This is a genomic window from Nitrincola tapanii (assembly GCF_008368715.1).
In the GTDB taxonomy this organism is placed as follows: Bacteria; Pseudomonadota; Gammaproteobacteria; order Pseudomonadales; family Balneatricaceae; genus Nitrincola; species Nitrincola tapanii.
The window spans coordinates 110676-132978 of record NZ_SMRS01000006.1; the positions used below are offsets into that span (position 1 = coordinate 110676).

General features: G+C 44.7%; 21 protein-coding genes and 1 pseudogene. 2 read left to right on the plus strand and 20 right to left on the minus strand.

What is annotated here, in order from left to right; translation table 11 throughout:
- Positions 1–100 precede the first annotated feature (100 nt).
- Complete coding sequence (locus E1H14_RS13275; protein ID WP_149391108.1) at positions 101–1369, plus strand: sugar transferase; 1269 nt, start codon at positions 101–103, stop codon at positions 1367–1369.
- Positions 1370–1380: 11 nt separating this feature from the next.
- On the opposite strand, the gene E1H14_RS08885 is transcribed toward E1H14_RS13275, so the two are convergent.
- The 8 genes from E1H14_RS08885 to cysD form a co-directional block, all read right to left on the minus strand.
- A complete protein-coding gene (locus E1H14_RS08885) occupies positions 1381–2268 on the minus strand; it encodes a glycosyltransferase (protein WP_149391109.1) in 888 nt (295 codons plus the stop codon).
- On the minus strand, positions 2261–3160 hold the full coding sequence (gene rfbD, locus E1H14_RS08890; protein WP_149391110.1) for a dTDP-4-dehydrorhamnose reductase: 900 nt from the start codon (positions 3158–3160) through the stop codon (positions 2261–2263). The genes E1H14_RS08885 and rfbD overlap by 8 nt, the downstream gene beginning before the upstream one ends.
- A gap of 2 nt (positions 3161–3162) precedes the next feature.
- The gene (rfbC, locus tag E1H14_RS08895; protein ID WP_149391111.1) at positions 3163–3699 is read right to left on the minus strand and encodes a dTDP-4-dehydrorhamnose 3,5-epimerase; all 537 of its coding nucleotides are present in this window, start codon (positions 3697–3699) and stop codon (positions 3163–3165) included.
- Positions 3699–4574 carry a glucose-1-phosphate thymidylyltransferase RfbA gene (gene rfbA / locus E1H14_RS08900; RefSeq protein WP_149391112.1) on the minus strand — a complete coding sequence of 292 codons (876 nt, stop codon included), beginning with the start codon at positions 4572–4574 and terminating at the stop codon, positions 3699–3701. Before rfbA ends, rfbC begins: the two co-directional genes overlap by 1 nt.
- Complete coding sequence (gene rfbB / locus E1H14_RS08905; RefSeq protein ID WP_149391113.1) at positions 4571–5665, minus strand: dTDP-glucose 4,6-dehydratase; 1095 nt, start codon at positions 5663–5665, stop codon at positions 4571–4573. The genes rfbA and rfbB overlap by 4 nt, the downstream gene beginning before the upstream one ends.
- An 86-nt stretch (positions 5666–5751) precedes the next feature.
- Positions 5752–6597, minus strand: a complete 846-nt coding sequence (gene cysQ, locus E1H14_RS08910) for a 3'(2'),5'-bisphosphate nucleotidase CysQ (RefSeq protein ID WP_149391114.1) — start codon at positions 6595–6597, stop codon at positions 5752–5754.
- Entirely contained in the window at positions 6590–8497 is a 1908-nt protein-coding gene (cysN, locus tag E1H14_RS08915) for a sulfate adenylyltransferase subunit CysN (RefSeq protein WP_149391115.1), read from the minus strand. The genes cysQ and cysN overlap by 8 nt, the downstream gene beginning before the upstream one ends.
- A gap of 2 nt (positions 8498–8499) precedes the next feature.
- Entirely contained in the window at positions 8500–9396 is an 897-nt protein-coding gene (gene cysD, locus E1H14_RS08920; RefSeq protein WP_149391116.1) for a sulfate adenylyltransferase subunit CysD, read from the minus strand.
- A 200-nt stretch (positions 9397–9596) separates the two neighbouring features.
- Between cysD and E1H14_RS08925 the strand changes: the two genes are divergently transcribed.
- Entirely contained in the window at positions 9597–11369 is a 1773-nt protein-coding gene (locus E1H14_RS08925) for an SLC13 family permease (protein ID WP_149391117.1), read from the plus strand.
- Here E1H14_RS08925 and E1H14_RS08930 read toward each other — a convergent pair.
- The 12 genes and pseudogenes from E1H14_RS08930 to E1H14_RS08980 form a co-directional block, all read right to left on the minus strand.
- Positions 11353–12462, minus strand: coding sequence for a type II secretion system protein GspK (locus E1H14_RS08930; protein WP_149391118.1), 1110 nt, complete (start codon positions 12460–12462; stop codon positions 11353–11355). The genes E1H14_RS08925 and E1H14_RS08930 overlap by 17 nt on opposite strands.
- Positions 12452–13099, minus strand: coding sequence for a prepilin-type N-terminal cleavage/methylation domain-containing protein (locus E1H14_RS08935; RefSeq protein WP_149391119.1), 648 nt, complete (start codon positions 13097–13099; stop codon positions 12452–12454). Before E1H14_RS08935 ends, E1H14_RS08930 begins: the two co-directional genes overlap by 11 nt.
- Positions 13083–13502 carry a prepilin-type N-terminal cleavage/methylation domain-containing protein gene (locus tag E1H14_RS08940; protein WP_149391120.1) on the minus strand — a complete coding sequence of 140 codons (420 nt, stop codon included), beginning with the start codon at positions 13500–13502 and terminating at the stop codon, positions 13083–13085. Before E1H14_RS08940 ends, E1H14_RS08935 begins: the two co-directional genes overlap by 17 nt.
- Positions 13495–13797, minus strand: coding sequence for a hypothetical protein (locus tag E1H14_RS08945; protein WP_235017429.1), 303 nt, complete (start codon positions 13795–13797; stop codon positions 13495–13497). The genes E1H14_RS08940 and E1H14_RS08945 overlap by 8 nt, the downstream gene beginning before the upstream one ends.
- Positions 13798–13833: 36 nt before the next feature.
- A pseudogene (locus tag E1H14_RS13445) lies at positions 13834–13938 on the minus strand (prepilin-type N-terminal cleavage/methylation domain-containing protein); the annotation flags it as partial.
- Positions 13907–14365, minus strand: a complete 459-nt coding sequence (gene gspG, locus E1H14_RS08950) for a type II secretion system major pseudopilin GspG (protein ID WP_149391122.1) — start codon at positions 14363–14365, stop codon at positions 13907–13909. The gene gspG and the pseudogene E1H14_RS13445, both read right to left, overlap by 32 nt.
- A 21-nt stretch (positions 14366–14386) precedes the next feature.
- On the minus strand, positions 14387–15592 hold the full coding sequence (locus E1H14_RS08955; protein ID WP_149391123.1) for a type II secretion system F family protein: 1206 nt from the start codon (positions 15590–15592) through the stop codon (positions 14387–14389).
- On the minus strand, positions 15592–17280 hold the full coding sequence (locus E1H14_RS08960; RefSeq protein ID WP_149391124.1) for a GspE/PulE family protein: 1689 nt from the start codon (positions 17278–17280) through the stop codon (positions 15592–15594). The genes E1H14_RS08955 and E1H14_RS08960 overlap by 1 nt, the downstream gene beginning before the upstream one ends.
- A 48-nt stretch (positions 17281–17328) precedes the next feature.
- Positions 17329–17889, minus strand: coding sequence for a sulfotransferase family protein (locus tag E1H14_RS08965; protein ID WP_149391125.1), 561 nt, complete (start codon positions 17887–17889; stop codon positions 17329–17331).
- The gene (locus tag E1H14_RS08970) at positions 17876–19549 is read right to left on the minus strand and encodes a sulfotransferase (RefSeq protein ID WP_160142053.1); all 1674 of its coding nucleotides are present in this window, start codon (positions 19547–19549) and stop codon (positions 17876–17878) included. Before E1H14_RS08970 ends, E1H14_RS08965 begins: the two co-directional genes overlap by 14 nt.
- A 32-nt stretch (positions 19550–19581) precedes the next feature.
- The gene (locus E1H14_RS08975) at positions 19582–20217 is read right to left on the minus strand and encodes a DsbA family protein (protein ID WP_149391127.1); all 636 of its coding nucleotides are present in this window, start codon (positions 20215–20217) and stop codon (positions 19582–19584) included.
- A gap of 179 nt (positions 20218–20396) precedes the next feature.
- The gene (locus E1H14_RS08980; RefSeq protein WP_149391128.1) at positions 20397–22037 is read right to left on the minus strand and encodes a hypothetical protein; all 1641 of its coding nucleotides are present in this window, start codon (positions 22035–22037) and stop codon (positions 20397–20399) included.
- Between the last annotated feature and the right edge of the window lie 266 nt (positions 22038–22303).

The following is a 22303-nucleotide window of genomic DNA, read 5'->3' on the forward strand; positions in this document are numbered from 1 at the left end:
TAAGGCTTCTGGCCCACACTAGCATACAATTCTCAGATAGCTAATGTGGGCAGAAGATTTAATCTTTTGTCTATATTTGAGCCTTTGAACGGAGACATACGTGGCGAGCAAATCCTCTATCAAAAAACGCCACTCTAAATGGTATGAGCAATTATTATTAAACAAACTAACACCTTGGATACTAGGCTTATCTATCCTAAATCTAGCCATAATAACGGTTCATGAAGCATCAGAAATAGAAAAGATTTTTTCAACAATTCTGTTTACAAACACTTGCTTCACTTCAGCTTACATATGGTATCGACAATCCATAAAGTATCCTGGCACACACACTCTCTCTGTTCTTTTACCAGGACTTTCTCTAAGCACCCTAGCGATATACTTAACCAGTTTTTGGATTACATCCTACCAACCAAAAATAAATGAGACCATATCTATTCTGTTATACACTCACATTTGGTTCTTTTGTGGCTTTGTTTTAGGCCGCCGATTTAGAGTAACTAAAGTGGCATTAATTCCTCTGGGAAAAGCATATGAATTTACGGGAAATGATAAAACCGATATCAGAATTTTAAATGCACCCTATATCAACAACACGCGATTTGATGCTATTGTCGCAGATTTACACTCCGATGAACTAACAAGTGAATGGGAACGATTTTTGGCTGAATGTACCTTAGCAGGAATACCTGTATATCATTACAGTCACATCCAAGAATCTTTAACGGGGAGAGTACCCATTCAACACTTAAGAGAAAACCTTGATGGACATCTGTCAATCTCTCAACAATACTATTTCATAAAACGAATAGTAGATTTCACTACAGCCCTTGCACTTTTACCTGCACTTATATTTATACTAGCGATTCTAGCTATAATTATTAAAATCGACAGCAAAGGTCCCATTTTTTTCATCCAACCGCGTGTAGGCGAAAACAATCGAATTTTCAAAATTATAAAATTACGATCCATGCACACAGGAACAAAAGAAACTCATTATATACATAATATTCATGATCCACGCATCACTCGCTGCGGTCGGTGGCTAAGAAAATACAGACTGGACGAATTACCGCAGATTTTTAATGTCATTATTGGTGACATGAGCTTTATTGGACCACGTCCAGAATCTCAACATCTTGCTAAAATATACGAAGAAAAAGTACCATTTTTTAGCTATCGACATTGCGTCAAGCCTGGAATTTCGGGCTGGGCACAGGTTAATCAAGGACATACAACACAAGTGCATGAAATGATGACAAAATTGGAGTACGACTTTTTTTATATTCGAAACTTTTCGCTTTGGTTAGATCTTCTAATTTCAATAAGAACAATAAAAATTATTATTACTGGAAATGGCGCAAGATAAAGAAAGCTGTATTATTGATATTTTCCAAATAACAATAAAATCAACATATAAAAACACTCTAATTTTTTTCGTCTAATGTCAAATATATTTCTTATTAGGAAAAAACGTTCGTTTCTAAAGCCAGACTTATCATGATCAGAAAGCAAACTCACCAAGAAATTTACGTGTTCAAAATACCAACCGTTAGAGATCTGATCAAAACGAGCAAGCATCCCGCCCAATCCAACATTCGCGCCTACTTGATTATTATCATGTTGACGATAGTATACCATTGGAACACTATCTATTTTCCATAAAAATCCCTTGCTCCGCCCGATAGCATAAATCAACCAATCATGTCTCTCGAAGTTAGAAACATCACTCCAACGATCAAGCAAAAACTTTCTAATCTCCAAAAAAGATCTGATAGGGAATACAAATGTACATCCAGCCCCACCGGACTCAAAGTAATAATCATAACGACAAAGAGGCTGGGATTTTTTAATGACTCTATTCTTCCCATTTGACCAGAAGGCAATCAAATCTGAAGAATATGCATCTAAGCCCTCATTTACAATACAATCTATAGAGTGTGAAAGTTTACTTTCAAACCAGATATCATCTTGATCTGAGAAAGCAACATAATCAACATTATCGAAATTAACCTCTCGCATTAATCGGAAGAAATTAGGTCCAGCACTGCCAAACTGACAACCATGCGGAAGTACGAATATATTAGCATGGGAAGCAGACAACTCATCCACAAAAGCTTCAGTACCATCTACGGACAGATCAACACTGATGAAGAGCTTGATACTAACATTCTTTTGATTCAGAATAGAATCAATTTGCTCCTTTAACCAGTAGGAGCCATTATGAGCGGCTAACAATATGGCTACACACGGTTTTTTATCAATCATGTCTTTGCTTTAAACCATCCAATGCACACATGACTCCCTCCTGCCAATTATTATAAAAAATTATCCCTGGAATTTTCGAGTCACTTAAATCAAGACAAGTAAATAATGGTCGAGTTGCAGGAGTTGGATAGCTTGTTGTAGGGATTGCTATTACTTGAGGTATGACACCAATCATTTTTTTATCAAATGCAGACTTAAATATCACAGCCGCAAAATCATACCAACTACAATAAGGCTGACCGCTAAAATGATAAATACCACTTCTTCGCCCCTTAAGCAGAAGTAACTGTAAAATAAAGAAGGCCAAGTGTGGAGCGTAGGTTGGCCCACCCAACTGATCCTTGACAATCGAAAGAGTATCTCTTTCGCTGGCCAATTTAAGCATTGTTTTTAAAAAGTTATTCCCAAACTCACTGAATACCCAGCTAGTCCGTACAATCAAAGCGCTAGGGCACTTTTCAACAACGACTAACTCGCCATGATACTTGCTAAGGCCATATACTCCCAGAGGTGCAACGGGTGCATCGATTTTATAGGGTTCACCTGTCAATCCATCAAAAACATAGTCTGTTGATACATGAACGAGAGTCACACTATGTCGAGTACATAGACCGGCCAAAATACCTGCACCTAGTGCATTCACCTCAAATGCTTGCTCTTTTTCAACCTCTGCCTTGTCAACCGCTGTATACGCAGCTGCGTTGATAACAGCATCTGGTTGATTCTTACCGAATGCATTTTCTAATGCAGAGATATCTGTGATGCTTAATTCTTCTTTTGTATAGCAAAGCAACTCTATACCTAATTCGGGGTGCTCATTCACAACCTTTCTCAGAGACAAACCAAGCTGTCCATTAGAACCTATTAGCATCACTTTTAAATTTGGTTGCATAATTAAGTGATCAACTCTCTCAAACTAGGATAGGCTGCATCTTTCACGGACAGAACAGGGTCTTGAACTGGCCACTCAATTCCTACTGTGGGGCAATTCCACGCCAGCCCCCCCTCATCTGTTGGATCATAATAATCAGTGCATTTATAATAAAAATCCGCAAATTCACTTAAGACACAGAACCCATGCGCATAACCTGGAGGAATCCAGAGTTGCTGCTGGTTGAGTTCGCTTAATTCAACACCAACATATAGGCCAAAAGTAGATGAATTTGGATCGATGTCCACAGCCACATCAAAAACGGATCCACGTGTAACACTTACCAACTTTCCCTGAGGCCGTGTTTTCTGAAAATGAAGTCCACGCAATACCCCACGAGCTGAGCGTGAATGATTATCTTGCACAAAAGCAAGATTAATACCTACCTCATGAAGATAACGCCTCGCACTGAAAGTCTCCTTGAAAAAACCACGCTCATCACCGTATACATCTGGTGTTATCATTTTAACACCTGGTAGCTTTGTTTCTGTAACATGCATCAACTTACTCCCTCACTTACCAGGCGTAATAAATACTGACCGTAGCCAGTTTTAGATAATCGCTCACCTTGAGCCTGAACCTGATCAGCACTTAACCAACCATTACGATATGCAATTTCCTCCAAACAAGCGATTTTTAATCCTTGGCGATTTTCCACGGTCTGCACAAACATGCCTGCTTCTAATAAGCTTTCGTGAGTTCCTGTATCCAGCCACGCAAACCCTCGTCCAAGTAACTCAACATTCAAGTCTCCTCGCTCAAGATACGCCTGATTGACACTTGTAATTTCTAACTCACCACGTCGAGAAGGCTCTACTGCCTTGGCAATTTCTATAACGCTATTGTCATAGAAATACAAACCTGTAACAGCATAATGAGACTTAGGTTGAGCGGGCTTTTCCTCAAGACTAAGCACCCTTCCCTCAGGATCGAACTCAACCACTCCAAAACGTTCTGGATCACTGACAAGATACCCAAATACCGTTGCCCCTATGCTACGAGAGGCCGCTGTTTTTAGCTGTTTACCAAAGCTTTGGCCATAGAAAATATTATCCCCGAGTACTAAACAAACATTATCAGAGCCAATGAATGATTCACCAATAATAAATGCCTGGGCGAGACCATCAGGTGAAGGTTGCTCAGCATAACTTATGGATATGCCAAACTCAGAGCCATTACCGAGTAGTTTTTGATACTGAGGAAGATCTTCAGGTGTAGAGATAACTAATATCTCACGAATACCTGCCAACATGAGTACAGACAGAGGGTAGTAAATCATTGGCTTATCATAAATGGGCAATAATTGTTTAGATACCCCCTTAGTGATTGGATATAAACGTGTTCCAGATCCACCCGCAAGAATAATACCTTTCATTGTGCCACACCTGATACTGTCTGATTACTACCCAATCGTGTAAGAGAGTACTCTCCACTCAAAACACGCCTCCACCACTGCTGATTTTCCAAGTACCATTGGACAGTTTTAGCCATTCCAGATTCAAATGATTCTGTTGGAGCCCAACCTAAAGATTGCGCCATCTTACTCGCATCAATAGCATAACGACGATCATGTCCTGGGCGATCTGTAACATGCTGTATTAAAGTACGGTATCCACCCTCGCGTGGCATGAATTCTTGCAGACAATCGCACAAAGTATGGATCACATCGATGTTCTGCCGCTCATTATGACCACCTATATTATAGGTTTCGCCTATTGCTCCCTGAGTCACAACCAAATAAAGAGCCCGAGCATGGTCTTCGACATATAACCAATCGCGGATCTGATCACCTGCACCATATACAGGCAAAGGTTTACCCTGAAGGGCATTCAAGATTATATGTGGCACCAATTTTTCTGGGAAATGATAAGGGCCATAATTATTTGAACAATTGGTGATGAGTGTAGGCAACCCATAAGTACGCTGCCAAGCACGTACAAGGTGATCTGAGCTGGCTTTAGATGCAGAATAGGGACTGCTAGGAGCATAAGGTGTCGTTTCAGTGAATAAATGCTCTAAAGCATCTACCTGCTCATTGGGATGTGGCAAATCTCCATACACCTCATCCGTAGAAACGTGGTGAAAACGAAATTGCGTTTTACGTTCGCTCTCCAAGGCTTGCCAGTATTTTTTTGCAACTTCAAGCAACTGATAAGTTCCAACGATATTCGTTTCAATAAATGCCGCAGGCCCATCGATGGAACGATCCACATGGCTCTCAGCAGCCAAGTGCATCACAAGGTCTGGCTGATGGACTTCAAAGACACGCTCTAATTCAGCTCGGTCACAAATATCTACTTGCTCAAAAGCGTAGCGTGAAGAGTCACTCACTGATTCGAGGTTTTCCAAATTCCCCGCATAAGTCAGTTTATCAAGATTAACAACTTGATCTTCAGTATCATTGATGATGTGACGTATCACGGCAGACCCGATAAAGCCCGCACCACCAGTCACCAAAATCTTCATAACAGTCCTCGGTACCTATGAGTTAAGCCAGCATTCTACCCGAACTAGCTTAGCTATTCACAATATAGAAATCCGTGCTTAAGCCTTCAAAGATCTAGACAGTTTTGATCATGCTCGAGGGGAGGCCTAACAGCTGGATCACCATAGGCAACGAAAGAAGGATTTAGAAAATTCTCATCTTGACGCCCATAAGTAAGCTCCTCCCTCGTATCTAATCGAATCAAGAAGCCACCGGCAGCACGCAGTACAGCATGCGCTGCAGCAATATCCCATTCACTGGTATGTCCTAATCGTGGATAAATATCTGCGCTCCCCTCAGCAATCGCACAGATCTTCAATGAGCTACCCATTGGCTCTGCTGTATAAGATTCTAAATAGCTTAAAAACGAAACTTCCGACTGTGCATGAGAACGACTGACGACTGCTCTCCAAACACTTCCTAAATGATTATAGGAAACATGGATCTCTTCAGAGTAGCCATCGTCTCGCCACTTACGAGCAGAAGAACCGACAAGACCCGAATACCCCAGACTAAGAGCCGGTACATAAACCACACCTAATACTGGCTCGCCATCAACGATCAAAGCAATATTCAATGTGAACTGACCATTTTTATGAATAAATTCTTTCGTACCATCCAAGGGATCAACCAACCAGAAACAACCCTCACTCAAGCTCAGCGAAGAACATGTACAATCCTCCTCTGAAACGATTGGAATTGAGAGACCTAAACTGGCTAAACCTTCAACTATAATATGATGTGACGCTAAATCCGCCTGTGTCAGCGGAGAGCCATCTACCTTCTCCACCATACTGATGTCATGAGAATAAATTTTTTTCACCACACGACCAGCAGCTCTGATGACATCCTCAACCAGCTCAACAAGCTTTTCTTCAATTACAATCTTCCCTCCAGAAATAACATTATTCATCACTCAGCACTCCCTCAGAATATAGCATAGCCATAATCTTATTGACTGACTCATTGGGTGATAAAATCATGGTATTTAATGTCAAATCTGCACAAAGAGGTTTTTCATATATTGAATCTATACCTGTGAAATTTTTTAACTCCCCCAAACGAGCTTTTCTATATAAGCCTTTTGGATCTCGTCGTTCAGCTTCTGAGAGAGTCACATCTACAAAAATTTCAAAAAATTCTCCATGCTCAAACTTAGACCTCGCTACTTCACGCTCACTTTTGAATGGCGAGATAAATGAGGAGATCACAATCAAACCTGCATCAACCATAAGCCGGGATACCTCAATAGCACGCCTGATATTTTCCACCCGATCTTCATCAGTAAATCCCAAATCTCTATTTAAACCATGACGAAGATTATCTCCATCAAGTAGATAAGTATGATACCCTTCTTGATAAAGACGCTGCTCTAACGTATTCGCAATTGTTGATTTCCCAGCACCAGACAATCCGGTCAACCACAACACACATGGCTTTTGCTTTTTCAAAGTCGATCTAAGTTTTTTATCTATAGCTATATGCTGGAGATGGATATTACGGCTACGCCTTAATGCAAAATTAATTACACCTGCGCCTACAGTCTGGTTAGTTGAACGATCGATAAAGATAAAACCACCTAGGCTTCTATTACTGGAATAGGGCTCAAAAGGAACATTTCGATCCAAACTTAAATTACATACTGCAATCTCGTTTAACTCCAGAACTTTAGCGGAAAGTGTCGTAAGGGTATTGACATCGACCTTATGCTTAATCAAGGTAATCATGCCATTTACTGTTAAAGATCCGAATTTAATCAGGTAGTTACGTCCAGGCATCAATGCCTGTTCGGACATCCATGTAACATTCACTTCAAACTGATCAGAAGCCTCAACCGGTGTATTTATCTCACAGATCAGATCCCCTCTAGAAACATCAACATCCGTATTTAAAAGGAGTGTCACACTTTCATCACACTGAGCTTTTTGCTTATATCCATCAAAGGTATAAATTGCCTGTATACTTGACTCAACACCTGAAGGATAAATTCTAACTCTGTCCCCTACACTTACGCTCCCACTGATCAAGCTACCAGCATATCCACGAAAAGAAGAATTAGGCCGGTTCACCCACTGCACCGGCATTCTAAAAGGCTTTTTTAAGTCCTCGATAACCTTGGGTGAATAAGTATCCAATATATCCAATAAACTCAGGCCTTTATACCAAGGCATTTTATCACTAAGAGTCACTAAATTATCGCCATTCAGTGCTGAAATGGGCAAATAGTCCACCTGACTTATAGCGACTTTAGTGTGAAAGTTATTAAACTCCTCTCGAATAGAATCAAACACCTCTTCGCTATAGCCTACTAGATCCATCTTATTGATTGCCACAATGACACGATTAATACCCATCAACCCCATCAAATAACTGTGTCTTTTAGTTTGAGTTTTCAAACCTTTTGATGCATCTATGATGAGAACAGCCGTATCTGCGTTCGATGCTCCCGTAACCATATTACGAGTATATTGCTCATGCCCTGGTGTATCAGCAACTATATAATTTCTTTTCCTTGTTGAAAAATAAATATGAGCAACATCAATTGTAATTCCCTGCTCACGCTCAGATACTAAACCATCAACTAAAAGTGCAAAATCTAACTTAGCGCCTTGAGTCCCATAACGCTTAGATGCCTCTATACCAGCCTGAATCTGATCTTCATAAAGACTATCTGTTTCAAATAGCAATCGACCAATTAATGTACTTTTTCCGTCATCAACGCTACCACAAGTGATAAATCTAAGAATATCCTTAGCAGCATATTCTTGAACCACCTCAGTTGCACTAAGAGTTTTTTCAGCTATAAATTCCATCACTAGAAATAACCCTCTTGTTTTTTCTTTTCCATCGATCCCATATTATCATGATCGATCAAACGACCTTGTCGTTCGGAATGTCGAGTAGAAACCATCTCACATAAAATATCTTCCAACGACTCAGCATTAGACTCCACTGCAGCTGTAAGCGGGTAACAGCCTAATGTTCTGAAACGCACTTTTCTTAACATTGGTGTCTCACCAGATAACAATGGCATTCTATTATCATCCACCATAATTAACTGCCCTTTCCGTTCGACCACAGGTCTTTCAGAGGCAAAATACAGCGGTACAACCGCAATGGACTCTTGATGAATATAGGCCCAGATATCAAATTCAGTCCAGTTCGACAAAGGAAAAACGCGGATACTTTCTTTAGAGCTCACACGAGTATTATAAGTACGCCACAATTCAGGTCTCTGAGATTTTGGATCCCAGCGATGCAGACCATTTCGAAATGAGCAAATACGCTCCTTGGCTCTTGACTTTTCTTCATCCCTACGCGCACCACCGAGTATAATATCAAACTGATACTTATCTAAAGCCTGCTTCAATCCCTGGGTTTTCATAACATCTGTATGAACTTCAGAGCCATGATCAAACGGGTTGATATTATGAGCAACTCCTTCAGAATTTACATGAATAATTAAATCAACGCCCGCTTCTCTTGTCGTTCGATCTCTGAATTCATACATCTCACGAAACTTCCAGCCCGTATCAACATGTAGCAACGGGAAAGGAATGTTAGCAGGAGCAAAAGCCTTCCGAGCAAGGTGCAATAAAACACTACTATCTTTACCTACCGAGTATAGCATTACAGGTTTTTTTGCTTCAGCAATGACCTCTCGAATAATATAAATACTTTCTGCTTCTAATCGCTGAAGATGCGTTAACATATTTAGTCCTAATTACAATCATTTGCCTTTGTCGATTTATTCTGCGTGATTCCAATCACGAATAGCAATTTTACAACCCATTAACGTCAGGTACCGGTGGTCATAGTCGCCATTATCACGCATTCTCTTTATAATTCGTTTGTGACGTTAAAAACACTCATTAAAATTTGCGACAACACACCTTATGAGGTTCTGCTTAGATGACACAAGAAGCCTGGATAGCTATTGTCACCACCTTATCAGTTCTTGGTTTACTGGCAGCTACTCGAATCTCAGCCGATCTGATTCTTATGGCCGCTTTAACCGTCTTACTCATCACAGGCACACTCACTCCAACGGATGCCTTATCTGGCTTTAGCAATTCAGGCGTTCTGACCATCGCAGCGCTCTTAATCGTTTCAGCTGGGCTGAAACAAACAGGCTCTGTTCAGTTTATAACGACTTTCATACTAGGACGTAGCAATCATATACCAAATGCACGAATGCGGCTTGTCGCCAGCGCCTCTCTCCTGAGCGCATTCATGAACAACACAGCTGTTGTCGCCATGCTTATACCGACAGTCCAAGACTGGTGTCAACGCATGAAAATTCCCGTTTCTCAGCTCTTACTCCCTCTGAGCTATGCTGCCATCCTTGGGGGCACCGTCACCCTCATCGGTACGAGTACTAACTTAGTAGTATATGGACTATTACTTGAGAATGGTGAGGTATCGTTGAACATCTTCGATCTGGCTTGGGTAGGCATTCCTGTGCTCATATTAGGAGGTGGGTTTATGCTGCTTTTCTCAAACAAGCTTTTACCTCTCCGACAGGGCATGGTGGATCGTATTGATCAGGTTAGAGAATACGAGGTGGAAGTACTGATAGACGCCAATAGCCCCTTAATTGGAAAAACGATCGCGGAGGCAGGTTTGCGCAATCTACAATACACCTATCTTGCTGATATAGAGCGTCATGGGCGTATTCTGACAGCCGTGAGCCCAGACACAGAGCTGTTCGCTCAAGATCGTTTACACTTTATTGGCGCACCGGAAGGCGCGAAAGAATTAAGAGCCATCAAGGGATTACAGCCTGCTGAGCGCGACATTCTTAAACTTAATCTTGCTCATCATCAGCGCTGTTTGGTAGAAGCCATCGTTGGCTATGACTTCCCATCTCTCGGCAAGACTATCAAAGCCTCACGGTTTAGAACACGTTATAAAGCCGTTATTCTTTCCGTTTCACGCGAAGGCAATCGATTACCAGGCAAGCTTGGAAATATCACACTTCAAGTTGGAGACACTTTACTTTTAGAAACCAGCCAATCGTTTATCGAACACTATCAGTTTCGCAAAGATTTCTTATTAGTCAGCGCCATTAACGACTCAACACCTCCCGATTTTCAGAAAGCACCCAGAGCCATTTGCATTCTCACAATGATGGTCTTAGCCTCTGTTTCTGGATTACTGTCTATTATGGAAAGTGCTTTTTTGGCAGCAGGTACGATGATCGCTTTAAAGTGCATGACAGCCAGCCATGCTCGTCGGGCACTGGATCTTCAGGTTTTAGTCGTGATCGCTGCATCATTTGCACTTGGCAAAGCCATGCAAACGACAGGCGCCGCTGCAATTCTGGTCGAAACACTACTTAACCGCCCAGAGGAGATGATGGCACCCTGGATCGCTCTTGGAATAATTTATTTACTCACATCCATTTTTACGGAGCTGATTACAAATAATGCGGCTGCCGTATTAATGTTTCCGATCGCACAAGCGGTTGCCAGCCAGCTAGGGGTCGACTTACTTCCTTTTGCCATCACCATTATGTTTGCAGCATCTGCAAGTTTTGTCACTCCACTGGGCTACCAAACAAACATGATGGTGTATGGGCCGGGCGGATATCGATTCACAGACTATCTTAGACTTGGCCTCCCTGTGAACTTTATCACCGCGATAACTGCAATCGCACTGATTCCTCTCATTTGGGGCTTTTAACTTCTTTCACCCCTCCACGAAACTCGATAACCTCATCAAAAAAAGGATGCTCAACATAGATTGGCATCTTCTTTTTCATCTCATCAGGTACCGGAACGCGCAACTGCCAATTCAACTGCACAGCATGAGTTCCAGATGCTAATCCTTCAAAACTATAATCATATACATGCGCAGAATGAGCCCCCTCCTCCCACCACCAAATACGCACCCCGTCGCGGGGCACTATTCCCAAGGAGCTGTCTTCGCCGGTTCCTAGAAGATTACTCAACACAAAAACACTTTCAAACGGAGCGACGGTTCGCTCTTCAATCAATGTCCGAGCATGCTCCTGACCAACCACCAACTCCAAAGCACCATAGCTTGCCGTATTTACATTGATAAAAGCATTACCATCCACACGAAATCGTTGCAAAATCCAAGCATCTGAACGCTCTGCTAACACGTTATCCCAGGCCATCACGTCTCGTAACTGAAGCGGTGTTTTCAACGCACCATTCGCAGGAGGCAACCGCCCAATGAGCTCATATTCTGTCAGCTCAGCTCCCTGTAAGCGACGGAAGTGATCCTCATCTAAATAATCCATCAATGTATCTCTCAAACGCTGAGGACTCACACTATGGTCTGACTGTTGCGCCAAAGACTCAAAGACCGATGAATTGTTTAAATCGGTCAAACCGATCAAGCCCCCTCGGTCTTGGACAACCATACGGAGTTGACCCAATGCATGCACAGAATCATCTAAACGGAGAAAACCCGCCTCCGTTCGTGCTTTTTGTTTAGGGGGTGCTCCACTCAAAAAATCATCCAGGCTGTCAAACATTAATGACTCATCATCTTTAACGTCTCCCGCAGCCGGCCAAGGAACACCTTGAACACCTCCTGAAGCGGTAATTCGAGTAAAAAGAAGCGCCTGAATTTGAGAACGCGCTTGAATGGTTGTATTCAAAGACTCTTGCTGTGCCATAGCCTGACGCACAGAGTGCTCTACCCATGCAGAAAACAAAGTCGCCGCCATTGTCATAGCGACAAGTAACCAGAGAACAGAAACTAAAACAAAACCCTGCTCAGAGGGCCGAGGATATTTATTGTTCATCGGGTTTCGGTGCTTGATAAGGCAGAGAGTTGCTAGCGATATGCACAACCCAAGTCAGTGGAAAACGTCCGCCCTCCACCACCAATTTAACGGCATCTGGTAGCTGTAGATTAGACCCTAATGACAGCAAAGTTTGTTCTTCGGGAAAACGCTCTCGCCATTCACCTTGAGAAAAATAAGAAAAATATCCATGCGTTCCTTGCCATTCACCCACCTGGAACCAGGGCCCCGCTTCTCCTCCAATATGCAGCTCACGGTAATAAACGCGAACATTCCTTTCATCCTGTTCGATGCGCCAAACTACCTCCACAGGGCGCGCCACCCCCCCGCTATAACTGAGACCCGTAGCAGTCAAACCTTGAAAGGATTGGCGCTCTCCTCGAAACGTTCGTACCGAAAAGCCCTCTCCGTCCACACCGTTTACAAGACTACGAGCCGAATCTTGAAACCATCCTCGCTGCAACGCAATCTGCGCCAATGCTTTTTGACGTCGTTCAACACTACCAAAAACTCCTGCCATATACAGAAAACTCTGCATTAAAACTGCTGCGATCAGAGTCGTTAGCATCAAAACAACTAGCATTTCCAGTAAAGTAAAACCACGCGAACGGGGCTTGCAATCAATCAAACAAGACATCGGTCACACTGCGCTCCTGCGACAAAGCCAAATGCCACATCTGAAACTGAGCCAAAGGGCGCTCCCCCTGTGAGACCTGAATCTGCACCTGCATCAAGTGTGCATCATTCACTGATCGAGTCCCACCCTGACCTAACATAGGTGCTCGATACTCAGTAGGTACAAAGCTCCATTCAACCAAAGCTTCCCCTAGTTGGATTTCTCCTTTTGGAAATTGCCTAGGGTCCAGTGCACTCACCCACTCTACAGCGTTATCCACATTTACCACGGCGCGATTAATGGCATCCACACGCTGCAAGGTTAATAAGCCCGTGTTAATCCAGGCATAAATTGCCATCGCACCGATAGAGAGAATGGCCAAGGCAACAATCGCTTCCAGCAATGAAAATCCTTGCTCACGCATCAGGAAAGGACCATTGGAGTTGACACGCAGGAGGTGCTAAGTATGCCGAGTAGGTTCGCCCCTTTAACTCAATGACGATCTCACCCCCAAAAGGGCAAAAACCCGAAGCGCTAATAAAGACAGGTGGATCCGCTTGAACCTGGATATTCAGCTCATGTAATTGCTGCATCCAAGCGGTCGTATAGTTAGGATCTGGAAGTTGCTTCACTAAGAGCGGCTGCCCCTGATCACGCACGCTCAATGCCAAACCATTCATCAACAACTCCGCTTCACTTAGCTCAAGAGAGCGCTGCATACTGCCCCCCATTCGCTGTAAAGCAGGCCAAGCTAAAGCCGTAACCATACCTGTAATTAAAAGAACAACTATTAGCTCAAGCAAGGTGAAGCCACTTTGAGAGCTTTTATTATTGACCGGGCAGGTAACCGATATCGGCATCTAAACCCTCCCCACCACGCTGACCATCCGCGCCTAAGGAATACAAACTAAATCTTTCTGTGGCACTCGCTTGTAAACTGTATTCATAAGGACGATTCCAAGGGTCTAGTGGAACCGATCCATCTAGATAGGGGCCCTCCCAAAAAGCGGAAACTCTTTCATCCGAAGGTGCACGCACCAATGCATTCAACCCCTCTGCTTCTGTTGGAAAACGACCTACATCCAAACGAAACGCATGCAATGCTCCTCGGATCATACTAATTTGTGTTTCAGCCGTTTGAACCTTAGCTCGATCGGCCTGACGAAATAAATTAGGACCCACAAGACCCGCTAAAAGCCCAATGATCACTAGCACCACAATCATCTCAAGCAAAGTAAAACCGCTTGCTCGGAAAGGATGTTTAGCGGGTATGCGATGTACTTTCATGAGCGCTTTTTCCTCTTCAACTTAAAATGCTAAATCATTTGCACTGGTGATTGCCAAAATGATGGCAATAATGAGCGTACCGATAGCGCCCCCAATCGCCAAAATAGCAATCGGTTCAATTAACGCTAAGGCCTTTTTCATGCGTTGTTGCCCCTGACGCGTATATAACTCCGACAAAGATTGCAGCATTTTATCCAGAGCACCTGTTTTTTCACCCACACGAACTAAGTTATAGCCAGTCTCATTCAGGCAATGCTGCTGCTCCAATGCAATAGATAAATGCTCTCCCTGCTTCACCGCCTTTGCTGCGTTCAAAAGTCGCTGACGCCGCCCTGGTAAACGTACAACCGAAGCGGCTAAGTGCAGGGCTGTCATCAGTTCAACCCGATTACGCATCATAGACGCCATGATCGCAGCCCAAGCCGCAATATCGGCTTGTATCAACCAACTCCCAACTACAGGCACCTTCTCCAACAAGGTCATCACTGATAGACGCACAGAAGCCAATCGCCATAACGCAATCGGAACAACCAAAAACATGACAAATAAACCAATTAAGACGATCCAATGATCATTCGCCCAACGTCCAGCCGATAACACCGCCCAAGCTAGCCAAGGCAACTCATTCGACTGGTCCAGCAGATTCGTAAAGCTTGGTACCACATACACAAACATCATCACCACAGCTAAAATACCAGTTAACACCAGTATGGCTGGATAGATCAAAGCATTGCGAGCTTCAGCACGCATACGTAATGCATACTCCATCTGCTCACAAGCATCTGCTAAGGCCTCCCCGAGATTTCCCGTCATTTCGCCCGCCTTAACCAACGACACTACATACTCAGGTAGTTTCAACTCAGCGCTTTCTAAACCAGAAGAAAAGTTACCGCCATGACGCAGAGTTTTGAGCATCTGTTTAAAGGCACGCCGTAACTGTGGATGCGCTGCTGAAAGCGCTTGAGACTCAACAGCCTCCGCAGCACTCACACCTGCCACCAGCATCGATGCGAGTTCATAGAGCGCCGTTAATGTATCGCGCTCACTTAAACGCTTCGTATGACGATCACCACTTTCTAGCTCTTCTGCCTGGCCCTCCAATAGAGTTAAAGGGACTAGGTTACGCGCATGAAGCTCCCGTAATGCTTGGCGTCGGCTATTCGCTTCGAGCTGTCCAGATACAGATTTTGTATCCTGATCAAGCGCTGTGTAATTAAATTTAGCCATTACTCCCCTAAACTCGTAACACGCAGGACTTCATCCACACTCGTCAGCCCCATGCGAGCTTTGAGCAGGCCATCAATGTAAAGGTTCCTAAACCCATCCATACGTGCTTGGCGTTGCAACTCACCTACCGAGGCACCCGCCAATACCTTCTCACGCAAACCTTCAGAAACCTCGACTAATTCATAAATGCCAACACGACCGCTAAAGCCTGTATGTTGGCAAGCCGCGCAGCCCACAGCCTCACGCCAATCTTCTAGTGACTCTGCTTGAGAAGATTCTAACCACTGAGATACCAGCATTTGTATCTGTGCGCTCGGTGTAGCTGGAACACTACAACTTGGACATAAGCGCCGTACTAAACGCTGTGCCTGCACAGCTATCACCGGCGTCGCCGCTAAAAACGGCTCGATACCCATATCGATCAAACGCGTAAACGCACTGAGTGCATCATTGGTATGTAAAGTTGAAAGCACCAAGTGCCCAGTCAAAGCAGACTGAACAGCAATCTCAGCCGTTTCCAAATCACGAATCTCACCAATCATAATCACATCAGGATCTTGTCGTAAAATAGCACGAAGTGCGCGAGCAAACGTCATTCCTATATCCGAGTGCACTTGCACCTGCGTCACATGCGGTAATTGAAACTCAACCGGATCCTCAACAGTTATAATCTTGCGCTGGCCGTCATTAGTTTCATCAAGTGTCGAATACAGCGTAGTAGATTTACCCGAACCCGTCGGACCCGTTACTAACACAATACCATGTGGACGATGCGCCCAACTGCGGATCAACTGCAAGTGATCAGGCAAGAAGCCCAATCTATCCAACTGCAACTCTCGTCGCTCTTTAGGCAACAAACGCATCACAATTGATTCACCCTGAACCCCAGGCAAAGACGACACACGAATATCCATTTCCTGACCATTCACGCGCATACTAATACGTCCATCTTGTGGTAAACGGCGCTCAGCGATATCGATACCCGAAACTAACTTAAGGCGCGAAGCCACTGCATGATAGCGTGATTTAGGTAAAGTTCGACGCGTATAAAGCACCCCATCAATTCGATAGCGAATATCAAAGGTATCTTCCTCCGGTTCTATATGAATGTCGGATGCGCGCTGCTCCATCGCCAAAGAAAAAGTATTATTCACCAACTCCACCACAGGTGCTTCCTCAGCCAACTCACGGAGATGTTGAATATCGGCCTCTTCAAACGCAGTTGAATCCTCCGTACTCATCAACGTCCGCAAGACACCCAAACAGGTCTCAAGCAGCTGACGCCGGCCTAACACCTGAATAACAGGCTGAGAAAGATGATGTAACACTTCATTTAACAAGGGTGCGAAACAGTCTTGAGCAAAACAATACAGCTGATCATTATGCAGCCAAACAATCGCCTCCTCCTGCAGCCACCATCCCGGATCAAATGCAAAACATTCCAATCCTGAACGTATTTCGACATCCGTTGGAATAGGCAAATCCTGCTCAAGCAATGGCAAGCCCAGTTGCAACCTGAGGCCTTCTAAAAGCTGTGTCTCAGAAACGGCACCAGAACGTACCAGCAAGGTCCCCAAACGTCCGCCCATTTCACGCTGTGCGACTAATGCCTTATCTAGATCACGCATATTAATAGCGCCGGCCGCTAACAAGACCTCACCAATTAATGCACCACTGGCTGTACTCATGAAACACTCTGACTGGCTAAAGAATAGACATACACCCTAGCACGCAAATTAATCACCTTTATTCTTATGCGGAAAGGGCATCTTAGGTAGGGGTTTGTGGAGAAAATCACACAGAGCTTTCCAGCCCGCCTCCTGCTCAAAATTGAGCTCAAGAAAATTTTCGGCCCCCTTAAACGCGGCACGCACCGCATTATTGTGCGCAGAGTAGCGCTGCAAATAACGCTGCTCATACCCTATCGGACTCGCCGCATCCTCACCATAAATCAGTGCTCGCATCGGCGTTTTTTGATGGCCGAAATAACGCACTGCGCTTGAGAGCCAACGATCAGCTTCACGCCAAGTCAGGATAAAACGAGCCTTAGGATAGGATGCTCGCAAAGACTCCCAAAGTAAGGGCCAAGGATTATCTTGGAAGGCATCATAGGCCTCAATCACACTGAAAGCACGCTCTTGTAACTGATCAAGACTCCGGCATACCTGCTGATCCTGAGTCCAAGCGGGGCCATGCACTCGGTAACCCAACTCAGTTAATGCCGCCGCAAGTGACTTTGTCCCGGTTTTATGGAAACCGATACAAAATATCTTTTCTTCAGGCTCAATAGAGCTCATAGCCAAACGCCCTCATCTCTTCCTGGCATAAATCCCCTAACACCTCTCGCTCATCATCCTCCCACATATGTGCACTGACTTGACGAACACTCTCTTTAGTACACCACAGGCTACCGGGTGCTCGTAAAGACCAGCGTAACCGCCTGAGCATAGCGGAGGGATTCTCAAGTATATCTTCATACTTCCAGAGCTGAAGAGAAGCCTCATGCCACAGCAACGTCCTCGCCAACATCCGCCAGAAAAGCACTCGGCGCACATGCGCTTCCTTTTCAGCCAGCAACTCCTTGATCGATTCACGTTGCCAGCCCTGCCATCCCGAATATTCAGGATTCGCCACCGGCAAAGTGTCCAATGTCACCTCACGTAAGTGCGCAAACGAGCGCTTCCAAGATCGCAAGGTTGGTTGGGGATGACGGACAAGTGCCACAATAGGCCAACCCAGTTTAGATAACTCAGGCAAAGCAGCCATATACGCCAACGTATTTTTACTGCCTAATCTAAAGTTCGCTGAGTTGAGTTCTGGATGATAAAAACTCCGTCGATCATCTGCCGCTGTATCATTAATAACACGGCCAGCATCCACCTTATTTTCAATTTCATCACCACGCAACAAAGCTTCACGTACTTGGCGATGCAATAATGTGATACCGGTTGCATCTTTACGCTGTGTCAGCTGGGAAAAAACCTCTCTGGGTTCATTAAGCACCACCCAATTTTTTTGGGCATCCAGTAACTGAGCCACAAAACTGGTGCCGCTGCGTGGAATGCCTGTAATTAAAAAATCATGGCGCCCGCTCCTTCCTGGCATACCCCCCAAAGCAGGCTGTAGCAGAGGCTTCCAGTTTGGAAAGCTGTACGCTAAGCGTTCGATTTGAGGCAAGGCTCGGCAGGCTCTTACAAACACATCGCGTAAGCGCGGCTCACGCAAGATCACTCCTGGACTGTGATAATGGCAAAGATGCACCCCTTTTTCAGGCAACGCCTTAAGATGAGCTGGAAAATTCCAACCCTCATTTAACACTTGCAGCGGTCCTTGGCTCATCAAACAGGGCGCTAAGGCAATTTGATCTAACCAAGGATAGCGCTGACCAAGATCTAAATCAGGATCGGTCAGGGTTCGAGTAGCCGCCTCCCAACGCTGAGCAAAGACTTGTGGTTGCCGCACCGCGACCAACCCAGCATTAAAATAGGGGAGCATTAAGTCCCCACTGACCGTCGCACGCACTTTTCGGCCACGCAATGAAACCCCTAAACGCGCATACACCCGCTGCCACCGTTCTGGTGAACCCCAAGTCGCCAAGTCAGCCGGTTTTGCAGCCCCTGAAAAATCCTCGGGTAATAGATTAGATAAAGGCTCTGCAGTGAGGCAGAGCATATCAGAATCCAGAAAGACAGCCGCTTCCTCTGCAGGCAAGAGCCCTAAAACACGTACCTTATTTCCGATCGGATATTCCGGTGCAAAAGGCGGCTGAAATCCTAGCGTTTTAACCCCTAGAACCTGCAAAGCCGAGCGTACCTCTGCACTCAACTCACCCCAGTCTGAGTACTCGGGAATCGCCGCAAAAAGGCGAGCCTCAGGATGCCGCTGGCGTAAAGACCAGGCCAGCAGCAACCCTTTCAGAGCTAACTCACCCTTTTGAACCACAAACACCACATTCATCATACAACCTAGTGACCCCATACAACTCTGTACTAATCATCAGAAAGGGTCTTTTGATTCAAGTAACTTAATAAAGCAAAAAGTTCATCTACGCTTTCAATGACAGGCAACTCAACTTTATAACGGCCTTGCACTACAAAAGCCGGTGTCGATTGAATTGCGGCTAACTGTGTCAGCATGTACGAACCGATCAAGCGGCGCTCCACGGCTTCGCTACCCCAAGCCTCCCAAAAAGCTTGTGGATCCACGGCATATTGCTGCAAAAATGCATTGATGCGATCTGCGCCTTGTAGTGACGTATTTTGTGCCTGAAACATCTGATATCCGATGGAATACTTAGCCTGCTCACCAATAACCGCCAATGTGTGAAAAATACGCGCAGCATCGACTAAATCAGTTTGTGAGTGCACAGGCACCCGCCCCAGCGCCACAGCCTCCGATTGACTCCACTGCGTAATCGCGTCGGTCAACTGATAGCATGTCGTGCAACCGTAATAAAAATATTCCAATACCGGTGCAACGCCTTCTGGCAAAGGCTGCGCAAGCTGGGTGTAATGTTGGTTCTCTTCAAACACATACAGAGGTGCCTGTACTGGAGTGGTTTCTTGTCCGGCACAACCCACCAGCAAAATAAGGCTTAACAATCCAAGCCCAAGCTTTTTATGCATTCCGACTCTCCTGCATCGACAGCCTCAAGATTTGGCCTGTCGAATGAAATACTCAAAATCTTTATGATGAAACACGAATCGCGCAACAAAATCATATTTTTTAGTTAACAAAAAAGCTCCCGAAGGAGCTTTTTATAAAGCACTCAATTAGCGAGTGAGCAGTAACTCAACTCAAGCAATTAGTTGCTAGAGTTAGAAGTACCATTCGCACTACGGTTGATCAGGTCATTCGTAGTTACAGCACCGCTGTAAGTTGTGCTTGTTACGTTAACCAGTGTTCCGTTCGGGCTACGAACCAGACCCAGAGCTTCACAAGATGGGAAAGCACCGTTCAGGACGATACGTGCACGACCTTCAGTCAGAGCCGCTAATTCTGGCAACTGGCCTGGCAGGTAAACACGGTTTGCATTGTCAGCCAGGTTAGCATTGGTGTGCAGAATCGCTGTACCATGCGCTGGGATAGAGATACCCAGATCAACTTCAGCTGACTGGTTACCCGCCTCATCATAGATGAATGCGCTGACAGGGCCTGGCAGTTCAGAAATGTTGCTCAAACGGATGAAGGCCTGATCCTGTGCACTTGGGTTAGGCACGTTGAACAGTGTCACTTCACAGCCGTTACGCACTAACTGACCGAATGGGCCGGCATTACCCGTAGAGTCCAGGTAACGTGGGTTGAAGTAGTTAACCAACAAAGTAGCAGCGCCAACACTGAAGTTTGGCATCTGGTTTACACCATCAGCAGTGAAACACAGATCATAACCTGCCTGCAGAGCAGAAGTTGTCTGGCCCTGAAGGTTGAAGTTAACCGTTGTACCGTTCACAGTTGTTGCGCCCAGCGGCAATGCATTGTTAACACAGTTATCTTTAGACAGGTACAGAGAACCAAAGGCACTGATGTCTGTAGAAGTGGTCAGAGAAACATTGATTTCATCTGAACCCTGGAAATCAAACTCGTCACCATTTTCTTTACGAACGCGACGCCCATTTTCATCCTCTGTACGAACAACAGCCAGAGTACCCAATTTAACAGTATCGACGTTACCCGAGGCATCAAAATCAACGAATGCCAGATCACCCACATCGCTTGTGAAGCTCAACAGGTTGTCCGCTGAGTCGATTGCAGGACGAACGGCAGAAGAAGTCTGAGTAGAAGTTAAATCCACACCCTTCTGAGACTGCAACACAACCAGAGCCTGAACTGTGTCTGTTACATCCTGTGTTACGTTACGGAACTCACCACCGAGGCGCACCTGGCCGATAGAGCTGCCTGGCTCCAGAGCATCTTTCAGGTTGAATACACGGAACTGGCCTACAGTTGCAGAAGCAAAGTTACCCGCACCATCAAACTGAGTAGTGTCAATCTTGAAGGTCACAGTGTTGTCATTTACTGCTCCGCCCTGATCAACAGTAATTGCTTGGCCAAGGTTGTTGTTCAGACCAGCTGGGTCTTCAATAGTGTCACCATTGTTATCGATGACGTAAGTCAGTCCACCGATCACAAAACTCAAAGTAGTTCCAGCCTGGAACCATTTCTGGATATCTGAATAATCTTCAGAGAAAACGGCACCTGCATCCAGGGTATACTTAACAGTCAGAATATTACCGAGTGCGTAAGTATTGTTGGTAGTCGCTGTAAAGACAGTCGTTGGTACAGCAACAGCCGTAGCATTAGAGCCTGTACCAAAAACTTCGTGGGCCAGAGTGTTTACAAAAGAGCCTGGTGCAAAAACATGGGTAGCAGCTGTTGCGTAGCTAACAGAACCTGCTGTGATTGCTACTGCCAGAGCAGACTTCTTCATCATCGCATTAATTTTCATTCAGATTTCCTTCCGTTGTTCTTACGTAAGTTTTAACGTTTTTGGCTGCAAAGCCCCTAGGAAACGTTTGTTATCAAAAGCTCCAAAAGTAATGATAACTTTAGCATTATAGAATTGCCCAACCTGGCCAAGCAAGCCCTTAATGCAATCATTTACTTAGCTTTTTAACTTAACCCAAGGCTTAACTCTATACTTTAGTTTCAATTTCAGATAAGACGTCAGAAACTTCCAATCCCCATATCACCTAACTGTATAGTTTGTGAGCA